Source organism: Mesorhizobium sp. M1329, from assembly GCF_040318035.1.
Lineage (GTDB): Bacteria > Pseudomonadota > Alphaproteobacteria > Rhizobiales > Rhizobiaceae > Mesorhizobium.
In genome coordinates this window covers 38453-54676 of the sequence record NZ_JAMYLN010000006.1, presented here as the reverse complement: position 1 = coordinate 54676, position 16224 = coordinate 38453, and the positions used below count along the sequence as shown (strand labels likewise).

Annotated in this window: 12 protein-coding genes; 7 read left to right on the top strand and 5 right to left on the bottom strand. The window is 63.8% G+C overall.

The window, feature by feature from the left end:
• Window positions 1-75: 75 nt before the first annotated feature.
• The gene (locus tag NKH21_RS07895; RefSeq protein ID WP_352863963.1) at window positions 76-1605 is read right to left on the bottom strand and encodes a hypothetical protein; all 1530 of its coding nucleotides are present in this window, start codon (window positions 1603-1605) and stop codon (window positions 76-78) included.
• A complete protein-coding gene (locus NKH21_RS07890; protein ID WP_352863961.1) occupies window positions 1602-2276 on the bottom strand; it encodes a caspase family protein in 675 nt (224 codons plus the stop codon). The genes NKH21_RS07895 and NKH21_RS07890 overlap by 4 nt, the downstream gene beginning before the upstream one ends.
• 212 nt (window positions 2277-2488) lie before the next feature.
• Between NKH21_RS07890 and NKH21_RS07885 the strand changes: the two genes are divergently transcribed.
• The gene (locus NKH21_RS07885) at window positions 2489-2893 is read left to right on the top strand and encodes a Fur family transcriptional regulator (RefSeq protein WP_023675234.1); all 405 of its coding nucleotides are present in this window, start codon (window positions 2489-2491) and stop codon (window positions 2891-2893) included.
• A gap of 192 nt (window positions 2894-3085) precedes the next feature.
• Here NKH21_RS07885 and polA read toward each other — a convergent pair whose 3' ends face one another.
• Window positions 3086-6034, bottom strand: coding sequence for a DNA polymerase I (gene polA / locus NKH21_RS07880; protein WP_352863959.1), 2949 nt, complete (start codon window positions 6032-6034; stop codon window positions 3086-3088).
• A gap of 447 nt (window positions 6035-6481) precedes the next feature.
• On the opposite strand from polA, the gene NKH21_RS07875 reads away from it, so the two are divergent.
• The 6 genes from NKH21_RS07875 to NKH21_RS07850 all read left to right on the top strand — a co-directional run bounded on the left by NKH21_RS07875 (window position 6482) and on the right by NKH21_RS07850 (window position 13223).
• Window positions 6482-7867 carry a M20/M25/M40 family metallo-hydrolase gene (locus NKH21_RS07875; protein ID WP_352863957.1) on the top strand — a complete coding sequence of 462 codons (1386 nt, stop codon included), beginning with the start codon at window positions 6482-6484 and terminating at the stop codon, window positions 7865-7867.
• 103 nt (window positions 7868-7970) lie between these two features.
• Entirely contained in the window at window positions 7971-8591 is a 621-nt protein-coding gene (locus NKH21_RS07870; protein WP_023675237.1) for a ribonuclease D, read from the top strand.
• Window positions 8592-8796: 205 nt separating this feature from the next.
• Window positions 8797-9048: a hypothetical protein gene (locus tag NKH21_RS07865; RefSeq protein ID WP_352863955.1), complete on the top strand. Its 252-nt coding sequence runs from the start codon at window positions 8797-8799 to the stop codon at window positions 9046-9048.
• A gap of 292 nt (window positions 9049-9340) precedes the next feature.
• Window positions 9341-11593, top strand: a complete 2253-nt coding sequence (locus tag NKH21_RS07860) for a transglycosylase domain-containing protein (RefSeq protein WP_352863953.1) — start codon at window positions 9341-9343, stop codon at window positions 11591-11593.
• Between the two features lie 62 nt (window positions 11594-11655).
• Window positions 11656-12408, top strand: coding sequence for an SDR family NAD(P)-dependent oxidoreductase (locus tag NKH21_RS07855; RefSeq protein WP_023718933.1), 753 nt, complete (start codon window positions 11656-11658; stop codon window positions 12406-12408).
• Complete coding sequence (locus tag NKH21_RS07850) at window positions 12405-13223, top strand: hypothetical protein (RefSeq protein WP_352863951.1); 819 nt, start codon at window positions 12405-12407, stop codon at window positions 13221-13223. Before NKH21_RS07855 ends, NKH21_RS07850 begins: the two co-directional genes overlap by 4 nt.
• Here the strand turns inward: NKH21_RS07850 and NKH21_RS07845 are convergent.
• Both NKH21_RS07845 and NKH21_RS07840 read right to left on the bottom strand, forming a co-directional pair.
• Window positions 13204-15012, bottom strand: coding sequence for a cation:proton antiporter domain-containing protein (locus NKH21_RS07845; protein ID WP_352863949.1), 1809 nt, complete (start codon window positions 15010-15012; stop codon window positions 13204-13206). The genes NKH21_RS07850 and NKH21_RS07845 overlap by 20 nt on opposite strands.
• Window positions 15013-15453: 441 nt before the next feature.
• A complete protein-coding gene (locus NKH21_RS07840; RefSeq protein WP_352863947.1) occupies window positions 15454-15903 on the bottom strand; it encodes a baeRF12 domain-containing protein in 450 nt (149 codons plus the stop codon).
• Window positions 15904-16224: the final 321 nt, after the last annotated feature.

Here is a 16224-nt window from a genome sequence, read left to right as displayed (position 1 = left end):
CGCCGACAGCGGCGGTCAAAGAATGTTCATTATCAGCCGATCAGGCAAGAGGCCCGGCCGGGCACCGACCCCGCCTCAGGCGCGCGGCACCGTCTCCATCGGGAAGATCATCACGGCGCCCTTCGACCCCTTGTCGTCGGTGAGCCGCATGGCCGACCGCGTCGGCGGCGCCATGCCGATATCGGCCAGCATGTCGGCGAAGCTTGGCTGTCCCAGTCCGCGCGTTACCGAGACAACGCCTTCTTGCGCCAGGAAGCTCAGATCCTGCTTCTCGCTCTGCGGCGGCGCCTCGGTCAAGACGGCGATCATCCGCTCCATGCCGAAGCTGGTGTCGGTGAATTTGAACAAGCCTTCCTCGAGCACGGCGCCTTCGGTAAGGCGCTCGGCAAGAAAATGCTGGATGGAATAATCGGAGCCGACATAGAGGACGTTGATGTCGACCAGGTTGGTCGAGCTGTTCCTGGCCAGCACGTGCACCTGATCATCGGGCGAAACACGCGGCACCGTCGACGGTTCGATCGGCTGCAGCGTGTCATTGTCCAGGCGCTTGATCCGGAACTCGACACTGACCTCTTCCGGCCGATAGTCGGAAGCGGCGGCCAGCCTCGACAGGCCGATGGCGCGGAAGATTTTCGTCAGAGTCCCTGCCGCGGCGTCGATCAACGTTTCGCGGCCATCCGGATGAATGACGATCATCGGCGGCTTGTTGCCTTCCTTGAGCGTCATGTCGCCCGAAGCCGGAAGGAACCACAGCGCAGGCGCGTCGGTGGCATCTTCTGCGGCGCCGGCAATGGCGTTCTCGCGCAGCACGGCGAGACGCAGATCTGCGCTCTTGCCCGGCTCGATTAGCGCGATGTGGAACCCCGAGCTCTCCCTGGCCGCCAGTTCGTCGAGAACCGAGTTCGCCAGCGCGGCCTCTTTCTCGAGGCCTTTGGCCGCTGCCGGCCGCGCGACCACGAGCTTGTAGTCGACGGCGAGCTCGGCCAGCCTGGCATAGGCATTGGCGGGGATGTCGGCCAGCTTGAGCGCCGGCTTGCCGCCGAACTCGACCGGCTTGACCCGGCTTTCCAGGTTTTTCGCCGACTGAACCTGGAGATAGCCAAGCGCCTCGGACAGCGGCGACAGCGCCGACGGCAATATTGCGAGCCTGCTGCCGGGGGTGAGGCGATGCAGCAGTCCGGCGCCGATCGTGGCTTTGTCGTTCTCGATGACGATCGGCCATTGCATGACCGTGTCGGTCTTGTCGGTGCCGAAGACGCGTGCGTCGAGTTCCCCTTCGAACAGCGGCGTCGGCCGGGTGCGGCCGTCCGCCGAATATTGCTGCAGCACGGCCTGGCCGAGCTGGCGGTAGGTGATGTTGGGGTTCTCGGCCAGTTTCGACAGGATGGTGAAGGTGAACAGCCCGAAACGCGGCGCATCGGCCGTGCCCTTGGGCAGCGGCATCTCGGGCGTCGTCTCCACCGTCTGCGCCGCGTAGAAGGCGACCAATTTGCCCTTAGTCGTCGGCTCGGCGCCGGTCGGTGTCAGCTTGAAGGCCGGCTTGCGCTGGCCGTCCTCGTCAAAGCCGCGCGGCGCGGCCGACGCAAGCTCGTCATAGGCTTTCACCGCGGCCGCCCTGGCAGCGTCGTCGCCGCCGACCAGATCGGCGAACTCGACCTTGCGTTCAAGCTCATCGTCGACCTCGGCGGCGCGCGCGTCGTGCCGGAATGGCAGCAGTCGAACACGGCCCAGATAAAGGCGCCCTTGTCGCGGATGGCGTCGAGCGCGGTGCCGATCTCGTTGTCGACCAGCGCATTGGGCACGCCCTGGTCGCGGTTGACCCATTTGTCGATGTCGGACGGCAAGAAAATCTCGTCGAGGCCGTCGGTCTCGTCGCCCTTGTTCGCCGCCGGCTGTTGCGCGCCATGACCGGACAAATGCAGGTAGACGAAATCGTCGCGCTGGACCTTGGCGGCAAGGTCGGCCAACGCCGCCTTGATCGCCGCATGTGTCGGCGGTCCGTTGGCGCCTTCGACATCCTTGACAAGCAGCTTGACGTTTTCGGCCAGGAATTTCACCGGCGCGGGCGTGTTCTTCAGGAGGTAATCGCGCACCAGGCCGGCATCGTTCTTCGGTCCGATCAGCCAGTTCTTCTTCGGCAGGTTCGGATAATCGGTGCAGGCAACAAGCAGCGCATGGTAGGTGCGCGCCGCCGCGAATGCCCGAAACGGCACCAGGCCGGCAGCGGCCAGCGCGGACGTGCCGGCAAGCAGCGTCCGCCGCGTCACTTTGATCATGATTGCTTCCCCAAGCCCGATCGAATTTCCAAGCCGGGCCAGCCTGGCCGAGGATCTTGTCAGTATTTTGAATATGGCGCCGCCGGCCAGCCGACCACCGGCTGTGAACAGAAACAGTAGCAAAAATGGCAGTTCGTCGCTATCACAGTGGAAGTGGTCCGATCGCATGCGAAAATGGCAGTGATCGGCACGAAGCGGCTTGGAACAGGATCATGGCGGCAAGGGATGTACTGACGAAGAACCAGCTTTGCGTTCTCGAGAAACTCGAGGCCGCCAGCGGCCCGCTCAGCGCCTATACGTTGCTCGACCAATTGCGCGAGCGCGGCTTTCGCGCGCCGCTGCAGGTCTACCGGGCGCTCGACACGCTGGTGAAGTCCGGCTTCGTGCACAGGCTCGAAAGCCTCAATTCCTTCGTCGCCTGCGCCGAGCCGCATGACCACAGCCATTCGATGACGGCGTTTGCCATCTGCGACACCTGCGGCCAGGTGACCGAGTTCTCCGACCACGATGTCGGCCACCGGCTCGACGAATGGGTGCGCTCGACCGGCTTCGCCGCCAAGAAGGCGGTGATCGAGTTTCGTGGGACTTGTGCGAAGTGTTTGGCCGAGGCGGCTTGAGGGCTGCGCCAGCTAATTTACTGGTGTTCGAGGGACAGCACCCCCCTCTGTCCTGCCGGACATCTCCCCCGCAAGGGGGGAGATTGGCAGCTTCAATTTCACCGCCCATTTTTGCAACGCCGACGGTTGGCGAAAGCCGCGGCGACATCCGATCTGGGAAGGATCGCAACTTAGCCGGCTGCAGACGGGACGTTAATGCGCCTCTTCCCAGTTGTTGGCGGCGCGGGCGTCGACGTGCAGCGGCACCGACATCGATACCGCCGGCATGGCGGCGTTCTCCATGACGTGACAGACGACCGGGATCGTCGCCTCGACCTCGGCTTCGATCGTCTCGAAAACCAGCTCGTCATGCACCTGCAGCAACATGCGGGCGGAAAGCTTGGCCTTTTCCAGCGCCTCGTCCATGCGGATCATGGCGCGGCGGATGATGTCGGCGGCGGTGCCCTGCAGGCGTGCGTTGATCGAGGCGCGCTCGTTGAAGGCGCGGACCGAGGGATTTGACGATCTGATCTCCGGGTAGTGGATGCGGCGGCCGAAAATGGTCTCGACGAAGCCATGCTCGCGGGCATAGGCCTTGGTCGCGTCGATATAGTCGCGGATGCCTGGGAAGCGCTCGAAATATTTCTTGATGTAGTCGCCGGCTTCCTCGCGCGCGATCGACAGCTGGTTGGCGAGGCCAAAGGCCGAAATGCCGTAGATGATGCCGAAATTGATCGCCTTGGCACGGCGGCGCACTTCCGAGGGCATGCCCTCGACCGGCACGTTGAACATTTCCGAGGCGGTGATGGCGTGGATGTCGGCGCCGTCGGCGAAGGCCTGCTTGAGCTGCGGGATTTCGGCGACGTGGGCGAGCACGCGCAATTCGATCTGGCTGTAATCGGCGGATACCAGCTTGTTGCCCTTGTCGGCGATGAAGGCCGTCCTGATCTTTCGCCCCTCGATGGTGCGCACCGGAATGTTCTGCAGATTGGGATCCGACGACGACAGCCGCCCGGTCGTCGTCGCGGCAAGCGCGTAGGAGGTGTGGACGCGTTTGGTGTCGGGGTGGATGAAGCCGGGCAGCGCATCGGTATAGGTCGATTTCAGCTTGGTCAGCTGGCGCCAGTCGACGATCTTGCGCGGCAATTCGTGGCCTTCGGCGGCGAGGTCTTCGAGAAGCTGCGCCGAGGTTGACCATTGGCCGGTCTTGGTTTTCGAACCGCCGGGCAGGCCCATCCTGCCGAACAGGATGTCGCCGAGCTGTTTTGGCGAGCCTATGTTGATGCGTTCGCCGACCAGCTGATAGATCTCGTCCTCAAGCCGTGCGGCACCCTGTGCCAGTTCGCCGGAGAGCCGCGACAGGATCTGCCGGTCGACCGAGATGCCGCGCTGTTCCATCCGCGCCAAAACCGGCACCAGCGGCCGTTCCAGCCGTTCATAGACCGAGACCAGGCCCTTGGCGGCAAGCCGCGGCTTCAGCACCTGCCAGAGCCTGAGCGCGACGTCGGCGTGCTCGGCCCCGTAAGCCGTCGCTTTGCCGAGGTCGGCCTGATCGAGGCCGACGAAGCTTCTTCCCGAACCGGCCAGTTCCTTCAGCGGAATGGGCGCGTGGCCGAGCCATTTGTCGGCCAGCGCCTCCAGGCCATGGCCACCATGAGTGCCGGCGTCGAGCACATAGGAGATCAGCATGGTGTCGTCATAGGGGCCGATCTCGATGCCGTGACGGCTCATGACGACAAGGCGGTATTTCATGTCGTGCACGATCTTGAGGACGGATTTGTCCTCGAGCAGCGGCTTGAGCAACGCCAGCGCGTCGCGGATCGGGATCTGGTTTTCGACCGCGCCGCCGCCGAGCAGGTCGCCATTGCCGTTTTTGTGGGCAAGCGGCACATAGGCGGCGTGGCCCGGCGCGACGGCCATGGCAAGGCCGATCAGTTCGGCCCGCATCGGATCGGGCGAGGAGGCCTTAACGTCGAAGGCGACGATGCCTCTCTCCATCGCCTCGGCGATCCAGACCTTCAGCGTCGCGGCGTCGCGGATGCAGGCGTAGGCGCTGGTGTCGATCTTGCGGGCGGTGGCAGCCTCCAGGCGAAGCGCCGAAAGCAGGGATGGGGTGTCGCCTTGCCTGGCTGCGGCCGGGGCTTCGAGTGCCGCTTCGTCCGACGGCGGTGCGCTCTCGGCGGCCGCGGGCAGGCCAAAACCCATATCGGGGCCGTGCGCGGTATCGGCACGCTCTATCGTGACGGGGGTGGCTGGAACGTCGCCCGCGTCGGTTCCGGTCGCTTCGGCGACGCGGCGGGTCAGCGTCGAGAATTCCATGGTCTTGAGAAAGCCGATCAGCCTGGGGCCGTCCGGCGCGTGCAATACGAACTCGTCGAGCCCCTCGGTCACCGGCACGTCGTTTTTCAGCGTCACCAGGTCACGCGAGATGCGCGCCTTGTCGGCATTGGCGATGATCGATTCGCGCCGCTTGTCCTGTTTGATCTCGCCGGCGCGGGCGAGCAGCGTGTCGAGGTCGCCGAACTGTTCGAGCAATTGCGCCGCCGTCTTCGGCCCGATGCCGGGCACGCCCGGCACATTGTCGACCGAATCGCCGGTCAGCGCCTGCAGGTCGATCATCTTCTGCGGCGGCACGCCCCATTTCTCGATCACCTCGGGAACGCCGATCTGGCGGTCCTTCATCGGGTCGTACATGGCAACCGTTGGGCCGACCAGTTGCATCAGGTCCTTGTCGGAAGAGATGATGGTGGTGTCGGCGCCGGCTTCGCAGGCAAGCCGGCAATAGGTGGCGATCAAATCGTCGGCCTCGTAGCCTTCCGTCTCAAGGCATGGCAGGTTGAAGGCCCTGGTCGCCTGGCGGATCAGGCCGAATTGCGGGATCAAGTCTTCGGGCGGCGCCGAGCGGTTGGCCTTGTATTCGGGGTAGAGGTCGTTGCGGAAGGTCTTCGACGAATAGTCGAAAATCACGGCGAAATGCGTCGGCACGATGCCGACATCGGTGTTGCGGGCGTCCTGCGTCAGCTTCCAGACCATGTTGCAGAAGCCGAGCACGGCACTGGTCGGCAGCCCGTCGGACTTGCGGGACAGTGGCGGGAGCGCGTGATAGGCACGGAAGATGTAGCCGGAGCCGTCGACAAGGAAGAGATGATCGCCTTTTTTCATGGCACGAGGGATAGCGCGGCGCAGCGCCGCGGTCCATGCCAAAGGCGGCTTGCGCCAAGCGTTCCGGCAACACCCTGACAAATGGCGTGCGAGCTTGGCCGGCCCTGGCGGCCTGGCCGGAGCTTTGTTCGCTCACGCCTATGTTACAAAAGTGTAATTTTTGTGCCCTTGAATCGCCACGTTCGCAGACACAGATAAACGCCATCGGCAGTTTTCGCCGAAGTCCGGAGCAAGGCCCGTCCCCCGCCTATCCCGGACACTTGCGGCAGCCTATCCCCCCTCTCCGGGCTGCCGCATCGTTTCGAGTAAAGGCCGCCGTGGTTCCCCTCCACCACGGCGGCATTTTTTTGCCTTTGGACAGCATCCTGCCTGTGGCCCAACGGTCGCGGGCTTTCCGTTTCGGCGCATGGGCTCTAGATTCGCCGCCAGAATCGAAAGGCCCCGCAGATGTCCGCAGTTTCCCCTGTTCTCGACCGCCTCGACAAGAACTTCGACCAGAGCCTCGAACGCCTGTTCGGCCTGCTCGGCATCAGGTCGATCTCCACCGATCCGGACTACGCCGCCGACTGCCGCAAGGCCGCCGAATGGCTGGTTGCCGAGCTCAAGCTGATCGGCTTCGACGCCAGCGTGCGCGACACGCCGGGGCATCCGATGGTGGTCGCGCATCACGATGGGCCGGCGGGCGCGCCGCATCTGTTGTTTTACGGCCATTACGACGTCCAGCCGGTCGATCCGATCGAACTGTGGGAAAGCGACCCGTTCGCGCCGGCGGTCAAGGAGATCGAGCCCGGCCACAAGGTGATCACCGGCCGCGGCGCGGCCGACGACAAGGGCCAGCTGATGACCTTCGTCGAGGCCTGCCGCGCGTGGAAGCAGGTGCATGGCGGATTGCCGTGCCGCATCACGATCCTGTTCGAGGGGGAGGAGGAGTCCGGATCACCGTCGCTGAAACCGTTTCTCGAGGCGAATGCGGATGAGCTCAAGGCCGATTTCGCGCTGGTCTGCGACACCGGCATGTGGGACCGCGATACGCCGTCGATCTGCGTCTCGCTGCGCGGACTGGTCGGCGAGGAGATCACGGTGACGGCCGCCGACCGCGACCTGCATTCCGGGCTCTATGGCGGTGCGGCCGCCAATCCGATCCGTATCCTGGCAAAAATCCTGGCCGACATCCACGATGAGGAGGGCCACGTCACCATTCCGGGTTTCTATGAAGGCGTCGAGGAAACGCCGTCGCAGATATTGCAGTCGTGGCTGTCGCTCGGCGAGACGGCCGAGACCTTCCTCGGACCGATAGGCCTGTCGATTCCGTCCGGCGAAAAGGGCCGCTCGGTGCTCGAACTGACGTGGGCGCGGCCGACAGCCGAGTTCAACGGCATTATCGGCGGCTATACCGGCAAGGGCTTCAAGACGGTGATCGCAGCACAAGCCTCGGCGAAAGTCTCCTTCCGCCTCGTTCACAAACAGGATCCGGAAAAAATCCGCGCCGCCTTCCAGGCATTCGTCAGGGAGCGCGTTCCGGCCGACTGCTCGGTCGAATTCCACCCGCATGGCGGCTCGCCGGCGATCCAGCTTTCCTATGACTCGCCCTTCCTCGCCAAGGCCAAGCAGGCGCTGTCCGACGAGTGGCCGAAACCGGCGGTGGTGACCGGCAGCGGCGGCTCGATCCCGGTGGTCGGCGATTTCCAGACCTATCTCGGCATGGAATCGCTGCTGGTCGGTTTCGGCCTCGACGACGACCGCATCCACTCGCCGAACGAGAAGTACGAGATGAGCTCCTTCCACAAGGGCCAGCGCTCCTGGGCGCGCATTATCGAGGCGCTGACACGCTGAAATTGCGCCAGACTCAAGTTTTTGTTGATTTTTCGCCGGATCGCGGCAAGGACGGGCATGGTCCGTCGCGCATCGCTGCACGGGGCCGCGACCGGAGAAGACGATGAGCGACATACGTTTCCACAAAAACGATCTGCCCGGCCTGCTGCATTACGATGTCGGGGCGGTCGCCATCGACACCGAGACGCTGGGGCTGAACCCGCATCGCGACCGGCTCTGCGTCGTGCAGATCTCGCCGGGCGACGGCTCGGCCGACGTCATCCAGATCGCGCCCGGCCAGAAAAAGGCGCCGAACCTCGTCAGCCTGCTGAAGAACCGCAGCATCACCAAGCTCTTCCATTACGGCCGCTTCGACCTTGCCGTGCTCTACAACGCCTTTGGCGTCATGCCGGAGCCGGTGTTCTGCACCAAGATCGCGTCGCGGCTGACGCGCACCTACACCGACCGGCACGGGCTGAAGGACATCTGCTTCGAGCTTCTCGGGGTCGGCCTGTCGAAGGCGCAGCAATCGTCGGACTGGGCGGCCGAGACGCTGTCGCCCGAGCAACTCGAATATGCCGCCTCCGACGTGCTCTATTTGCACCGGCTGCGCGACGTGCTGAGCGCGCGGCTGGCGCGCGACAACCGGACCAGGGAGGCCGATGCCTGCTTCCGCTTCCTGCCGACGCGTGCGAAACTCGACCTGATGGGCTGGGATGAAGAGGATATCTTCGCCCACAGCTAATGGCCTTCATGATAATTCTACTCCGGCGGCGCATCTGGCGCAGTTTTCTCCGCTTCCGGTGCTCACGGACCCAAATGTCCGCTACGCTCCGGTTCTCGAAAACCACGCCATATGTCTCGCCGGAGCGAATTCTCATAAAGGCCATCGGCCAGCAACCGAGGGCGCTCGTCCCGGCGCTCCGTTCGCTTTCACCGGAGGAATTGAAATGGCTGCGCGAAAACCGATCGAAACGGCACCGAAGGACGGCTCCAAGGTCACCGTCTACTGGCAGGACAGCGACGGCGTGATGAACGAGAGCATCGCGCAATACCGTTCGCTCGACCGGCTGAAGGCGGCCGGCGGCGACTGGGACGAAAGCGACGCCGGCTGGTGGGCCTATACGGACGGCCATACGCAAAGGAAGATCGAGCCGATCAGGTGGCGGCCGGCCTCCGACGATGCGGATGCCGACGACTGAGGGTTGTCGCAACCGCCGAACTGAAGTGATTATTCTGAGGCAAGGCATATTTTGTTCTTGCTTTGTGCCGGCAGCTATGCTACTAATCTCGCTATGGTGCTCATTGGCTCCAACGACCCGCCCGCCGAGGCGGGTTTTTCATTTTCGGGCTTTGGCACTGTCGCGGGCCGCGCCGGCTCGGCAAGCGATTGAATACACTTTGCTTCGATTTTTCCCGACTTAACCCGCCCTTAAATCGCCGCATCTAGTCTTCAACCCGAACGCCATAGGCATGGGGAAGACAGCACAGCGCATGGCGAACCGGAAAGACAGTCGCATCGAGCCCAGCTTCGAGGCATCGCCGGGGGCGAGATCCTCGGCCGGTTTTTCGGTGAGCGAGGAGGACCGCGTCGTGCCGAGCAACCGAAAAGCCGCTGCAAAGCGCAAATCGTCCAAGGCCAAGCCGTCGCGCGGCGGGCGCGGCAAAGGCCGGCGCGGTGCGTTCGGCGTGCTTGGCCGGCTGTTCTACTGGTGCTTCGTGCTGGCCATCTGGGGCGGCATCGCCACTGCCGGCATCGTCGTCTATTACGGCGCGAAAATGCCGGCGGCCACCACCTGGGCCATTCCCGACCGCGCCCCCAACATCAAGATCGTCTCGGTCGACGGCCAGCTGCTTGGCAATCGCGGCATGAGCGGCGGCGAAGCCGTCGGCCTGCACGAAATGTCGCCCTATATTCCCGAGGCCGTCATCGCCATCGAGGACCGCCGCTTCTATTCGCATTTCGGCATCGACCCGATCGGCCTTTCCCGGGCCATGGTCACCAACGTTGTCGGCGGGCATTTCTCGCAAGGCGGCTCGACGCTGACCCAGCAATTGGCCAAGAACCTGTTCCTGACGCCGGACCGCACCCTGGAACGCAAGGTGCAGGAGGTGCTGCTGGCGCTGTGGCTCGAGCACAAGCATACGAAGGACCAGATCCTCGAAATGTACCTCAACCGGGTCTATTTCGGCTCCGGCGCCTACGGCGTCGAAGCGGCCTCGCGCCGCTATTTCGGCAAGAGCGCGCGCGATGTCACGCTGTCGGAGGCCGCACTTCTCGCCGGCCTGCTCAAGGCGCCGTCGCGGCTGTCGCCGGCGCGCGACCCGAAGGCGGCCGAACAGCGTTCGCAGCTGGTACTCGCCGCGATGCGCGACGAGGGCAAGATCAGCGCCAAGGAGATGACCACGGCGATGAGCGCGCCGGCGACGCGCGCGCCGTCCTACTGGACCGGCTCGGAAAACTATGTCGCCGACACGATCATGGAAGAACTGCCCGACCTGATCGGCGACGTGCGCCGCGACATCGTCGTCGACACGACCGTCGATCTGACGCTGCAGAAGCTCGCCGAGCAATCGATCCGCCGGCTGATCGACCAGAGCGGCAAGAAGCTCAATGTCAGCCAGGGCGCGCTGGTGTCGATCGACAATTCCGGCGCGGTGCGCGCCATGGTCGGCGGCTATGATTATTCGACCAGCCAGTTCGACCGCGCCTCGGAAGCACGCCGCCAGCCCGGTTCGGCATTCAAGCCGTTCGTCTATATGGCGGCGCTGGAATCCGGCCGTACGCCCGACAGCGTGCGCAACGACGCGCCGATCAAGATCGGCAACTGGACGCCTGACAATTACGGCGGCAAATATTTCGGCAAGGTGACGCTGGCGACGGCGCTGGCAAAATCGCTGAATTCGGTGGCCGCGCAGCTGACCATGGAAGTCGGACCGAATGCGGTGGTCGAGGCGGCGCACCGCATGGGCATCCAGTCCGAGCTGACGGCCAACACCTCGATCGCGCTCGGCACCTCGGAAGTGACGCCGCTGGAACTGACCTCGGCCTATGTTCCCTTCGCCAATGGCGGCTATAAGCCGGACATCCATTTCATCCGCCGCGTCACGACGAGCGACGGCAAGGTGCTCTACGAAAACAATGGCGGCGGTGCGCCGCGCGTCGTCAAGCCCGATGTCGTCGGCATGATGAACTCGATGATGACCGGCACTGTCGAGATCGGCACGGCCAGGAAGGCGGCGTTCGCGTGGCCGGCCGCCGGCAAGACCGGCACCAGCCAGAACTCGCGCGACGCCTGGTTCATCGGCTATACCGCCAACCTCACCACCGGCGTCTGGTTCGGCAATGATGACGGCAGCGCGATGAAGAAGGTCACCGGCGGCGCACTGCCGGCGCAGGCCTGGCACGAGTTCATGGTCGCCGCGCATGAGGGCGTGCCGGTGCGGCCGCTGCCTGGAACCTGGAAATCGACGCCGCCCGACACCATCGTCCCGGACGACATACCGTCCGACACGGCGCCGCCGGCGCCGGTCGCTTCCGTCGGCCAATCGGCGCCGCCTGCGGCAGCTACGCAGCCCGCTTCGCGTCCCGTGCGCGCTGCCGAGACGGTCGATGCCGGCGGCCTTGCCATGCCGGGCGTCGACAGCGCCACCGGATCGATCAAGCATCCGGTGCCGCCCGGCGAAGTTGGCGGCCCGGCCAAGAAGCGGCAGACCTCGATCCTTGACATCCTGACCGGCGGCTGAGCGGCGATCCCCCTCGCAACCGCGACGATGTTCCGCTACATGTCCGGCTGGAGACCTGCGACATGGCTGAACCCGACACCAGAAAGACCATTGTGCTGACCGGCGCCAGCCGCGGCATCGGCCATGCCACGGTCAAGCGCTTTTCACGCGAAGGCTGGCGCGTCATCACCTGCTCGCGCCAGGCCTTTGCCGAGGACTGCCCGTGGCCGGCCGGCCCGGAAGACCACATCAAGGTCGATCTCGCCGACCAGGAGGATGTCGGCATCGCCATCTCGGAAATCCGGCACCGGCTGGAGGCGCATGGCGGACAGCTGCACGCGCTGGTCAACAATGCCGGCATCTCGCCGAAGCTCAAGGACGGCAACAGCCGCATGAACTCGATCGATACGCCGATGCATGTCTGGCGCGACGTCTTTCAGGTGAATTTCTTTGCCCCGATCATGCTGGCGCGGGGTCTGTTCAAGGAACTGGCGTCGGCCAAGGGCTCGATCGTCAACGTCACCTCGATCGCCGGCACCCGGGTGCACCCCTTCGCCGGTACCGCTTATGCGACGTCGAAGGCAGCACTCGGCTCGCTGACACGCGAGATGGCGCATGATTTCGGCCCGCACGGCATTCGCGTCAACGCCATTGCGCCGGGCGAGATCGACACCGCGATCCTGTCGCCGGGCACGGAAAAAATCGTCGAGACCATTCCGCTGAGACGGCTGGGCACCACGGCGGAAGTCGCCGACATCATCTTCTTCCTGTGCTCGCAGCAGGCGTCCTACGTGACCGGCTCGGAAATCCACATCAACGGCGGCCAGCACGTTTGAGCGAGCAGACCGATCGATATGAGCGTTTCACCGAAACCAACGTGGTTGGATCGCTCATTATCTACGAATGGGCCGCCAGTTTAGATATTTCCGGCGCGCGCGACATACTGGATCGAATAGTCGAGGTCCTCGGCTCTGCGCCTGACATCGCCACGGTCACCGACGAAAAGACGGGCAAGGATTATCTCTACCGAAACTTTGCGAAACGCGACGTTATAACCAAGAAAGATTGGCAGTCGGTCGGGTACTTGTGGAAGAGAAGTCCGAATGTGCTATCGGATTTTTCCATAGACATTGGCTGCTCTGTCGATCGTTTCAGGCTCTTCGAGATTCATATCGATCGAGCTGCTAACGCAGACGCGAAAAAAACCTTCGAAAGAATCATCAAACTGCTTGTTCAAGAGCTTCAGCCGATCTATGGCATAGGATTGTCCATGCCATATTCCTGGGGCCCAAGAGCGTTTGCGCATGGCTCAACGTCTTCCCGCTTCGCGACCGTCGACAAAACCTTCTATGGCCCGCCAGAACAGCTACGGGCGCAATCCTTTGTTTTCGGCCGGACCTTTCATGCGCGAAGTGATGAACGGCACCTCGACGTAAATCTCCGTGATGTGTTCCCATTCAACTTGCTGTCCCAGGGGCATTTGGACCGTCGGATCGACCGCAAGCGGTTGCAGAATTGGATTCAGGACAACGCCTATGGTGTCTTGCGGCAACTGTCGCCTGTGTCATGGCGGTGGGATGTTCCGCCCGAAGACATTCAAAAAATCAGAAAATTTCTGATCGATGCAGGAATTACGATTGTGAAGGAGTAGCCGTCGTAGCGGTGTCGGCAGCCAACGCCGGCTCGGTCCTGCTCGCCGTCACCACTTCGACGATCCCGCGCGCAATCTCGCGTTCGCCCATGATGACGGTGTCGGCACCAAGGCCCTTGAGGTGCTCGACCTCGGCATCGGAATGGGCGCGGGCGATGATTTCGATTGCCGGATTGGCGGCGCGGGCGCGCAGCACGACCTGCCCGGCCTCGAAGGCGTTGGGGATGGCCAGGATCAGCCGCTTTGCGCCCTCGGGATTGGATGCGGCGAACACGTCGCCATTCGCCGCGTTGCCGGGTACGGTTTCGATGCCGTCGGCCTTGAGCTTCGCCAACGTCTTGTCGGCATCCTCGATGACGAGGAAGGGCAGGGCGGCCTGCTTCAGCGCCGTGCCGACGAGGCTGCCGACGCGGCCGTAGCCGATCAGGATGGTGTGGCCGGTCAGCCTCGTCCTGGGCGGCGGGCCGTCCTCCTTCGCAGGCGCCGCGACCGAAGCCACCTGGCCGGGCTCGGTTGCCGGGCCGATCGGCCTTGCTTCGCCGGACGGCGCCGTCCCGCCGGCGCGTGCTTCCAGCCAGGGTTTCATCCGGTCGACGGCAAGAAACATCAGCGGATTGAGGACGATCGACAGGATGGCGCCGGCGAGGATGAGGTCGCGGCCTTGTTCGGGCAGCAGCTTCAGCCCGACACCGAGTTCGGCAAGGATGAACGAGAATTCGCCGATCTGGGCAAGGCTTGCCGAAATCATCAACGCGGTTGCGATCGGATAGCGGAAAACGACGACGATGACGAAGGCTGCCAGCGACTTGCCGATAACGACGATGGCCAGCGTCGCCAGGATCGGCCAGCCATTGCTGATCAGGCTGAACGGGTCGAACAGCATGCCGACCGAGACGAAGAACAGCACGGAAAAGGCGTCGCGCAGCGGCAGCGATTCCTCGGCCGCCCGATGGCTGAGCTCGGATTCGCTCATGATCATGCCGGCGAAGAAAGCGCCGAGAGCCAGCGACACACCGAACAGCTTGGCCGCGCCGAAGGCGACGCCAAGCGCAATCGCAAGCACCGCCAGCCGGAACAGTTCGCGCGATCCGGTATGGGCGACGTAGTGCAGGATCCAGGGGATAAGCCGGCGGCCGACCACCAGCATGACCACGACAAAGGCCGCGACCTTGGCCAGTGTGATGCCGACGACGCCCCAGACGCCGTAGCTCGCCGGCAGCGACAGCAGACCGCTGGAGTGCACCTCCACCTGCTCTTGGCCGCCGAGCACGCCGGCCAATGCCGGCAAAAGCACCAGCGCCAGCACCATGGCGAGATCCTCGACGATCAGCCAGCCGACGGCGATGCGGCCGCGCTCGGTCTCGATCAGCCGCCGCTCCTGCAGGGCGCGCAACAGCACCACGGTCGAGGCCACGGAAAGCGCCAGGCCGAAGACCAACCCCGCGCCCATCGACCAGCCGAGCATCCAGGCAAGGCCGGCGCCGAGCGCTGTCGCAAAGCCGATCTGCACAATGGCGCCGGGCACGGCGATGGCACGGACCGACAGCAGGTCCTTCAGCGAGAAATGCAGGCCGACGCCGAACATCAGCAGGATGACGCCGATCTCGGCCAGTTCATTGGCGAGACCGGCATCGGCAACGAAACCCGGCGTGTTCGGTCCAACCAGAACGCCGGCGATGAGATAGCCTACCAGCGGCGGCACGCGAAAACGGTTGGCAAGTGCGCCGAAGACGAAAGCCAGCCCCAGACCGGCGACGACGGTGGCGATAAGGGGCGTGTCATGCGGCATTGTCTATGGAGCGCCTTCAGGAATTGCGATGTCGGATGTGCGCCGACCAAAAGCCGCCGCCTTGACAGTATGGAGGTTGGGACAGTCGCGAGACAACCCGCAATCACCGTGACATCGATGACAAGGCGGCAAAAGGCGGAGAGCCGGCGGATTTGCCACTACGGCGCGGCTTGCTCCGTAGGGCGCAACCAATTGGCAAAGTCGGCGCCGCCCCTCAACCCCCTGCCGGGACCTTCTCCCCGTGCAGAACGGGGAGAAGGGGCTTGGACGCAACGCTGGCGACCCCCTCTCCCCGTCCTTCACGGGGGTCCGAAGGACGGGCGAGACAAGCGGCTCGCCCCGGAATGGGTAAGGGTGAGGGGCAGCGCAAACCGAGCCGATTACCCTGGCCTGCTCCAGCGTGGCGATCAATAAGGAATTGCTGCGCTGCCGATGCCCCGATCAGGTCGCCTGCAGCAGGCTCTCGATATCGGGTATGCTGTGGTTGGTCAGCGTCTTTGGAATTTCCGCCATTATCTTGTCGGTGACCTCCTTGTGCAGCTTCCTGCGCATGTCGCCCAGCACCGGCGGTGGCGCGATCAGCACGATCTCCTTGAAGGTGCCGCGATGCGCGAGCTTGTAGAGCCTGTCGGCAATCTCTTCGGCAAAACGCTCCTTGCCGAGACGGTGCCAGTCGGTGTCCTCGACCGCACTGCGGTGGACGGAAGGGCCGTCGCTGTAGCGGCCGGGGCGGTCCGTGCCTTGTTCTCGGGTTGCCGGATTTTCCTGCTCCATCTCGTGCACGACCTGAAGGTCGGGATATTGGACGTCTCCACGGTTCTCGAGGAACAGCGCCTTTTCGCCATCTGCCACCACGATCCACAGTCCGCGTTTCAGTCTGACGTTGCTCATGGGGCGCTCCTTTTTTGATTTTTCGAGCCCATCGCCAAGCCTTTGCCGCAGGGGCACGACCGGGCCTGGGCCCATAGGGCAAACGCGTGCCGAGGCGGGAATGTTCCGGTACTCGGACCCGGTATTCCGACAAGGGCCGGCGAGAGCGCCGGGCTGCCTTTGATGGCTCGGTTGGCATCCGGCGGCTTTAATCTACTAAATTGGTAGAATTTAGAAAAATCTGTTTTGTGGCCGACTCTGCCAGCCGCTAGAAAGGCAGCGGATCAAGGGCCGCAACAGCAGCTTCAATCCGCTCCGCATTTGAATGTGGAATATTTTTCT

What these genes read in the sequence shown, in the direction of transcription:
- NKH21_RS07890 (WP_352863961.1), bottom strand. Translation starts at nt 2,276, where the DNA reads ATGATCAAAGTGACGCGGCGGACGCTGCTTGCCGGCACGTCCGCGCTG.
- NKH21_RS07885 (WP_023675234.1), top strand. Translation starts at nt 2,489, where the DNA reads ATGGCGGCAAGGGATGTACTGACGAAGAACCAGCTTTGCGTTCTCGAG.
- polA (WP_352863959.1), bottom strand. Translation starts at nt 6,034, where the DNA reads ATGAAAAAAGGCGATCATCTCTTCCTTGTCGACGGCTCCGGCTACATC.
- NKH21_RS07875 (WP_352863957.1), top strand. Translation starts at nt 6,482, where the DNA reads ATGTCCGCAGTTTCCCCTGTTCTCGACCGCCTCGACAAGAACTTCGAC.
- NKH21_RS07870 (WP_023675237.1), top strand. Translation starts at nt 7,971, where the DNA reads ATGAGCGACATACGTTTCCACAAAAACGATCTGCCCGGCCTGCTGCAT.
- NKH21_RS07865 (WP_352863955.1), top strand. Translation starts at nt 8,797, where the DNA reads ATGGCTGCGCGAAAACCGATCGAAACGGCACCGAAGGACGGCTCCAAG.
- NKH21_RS07860 (WP_352863953.1), top strand. Translation starts at nt 9,341, where the DNA reads ATGGCGAACCGGAAAGACAGTCGCATCGAGCCCAGCTTCGAGGCATCG.
- NKH21_RS07855 (WP_023718933.1), top strand. Translation starts at nt 11,656, where the DNA reads ATGGCTGAACCCGACACCAGAAAGACCATTGTGCTGACCGGCGCCAGC.
- NKH21_RS07845 (WP_352863949.1), bottom strand. Translation starts at nt 15,012, where the DNA reads ATGCCGCATGACACGCCCCTTATCGCCACCGTCGTCGCCGGTCTGGGG.
- NKH21_RS07840 (WP_352863947.1), bottom strand. Translation starts at nt 15,903, where the DNA reads ATGAGCAACGTCAGACTGAAACGCGGACTGTGGATCGTGGTGGCAGAT.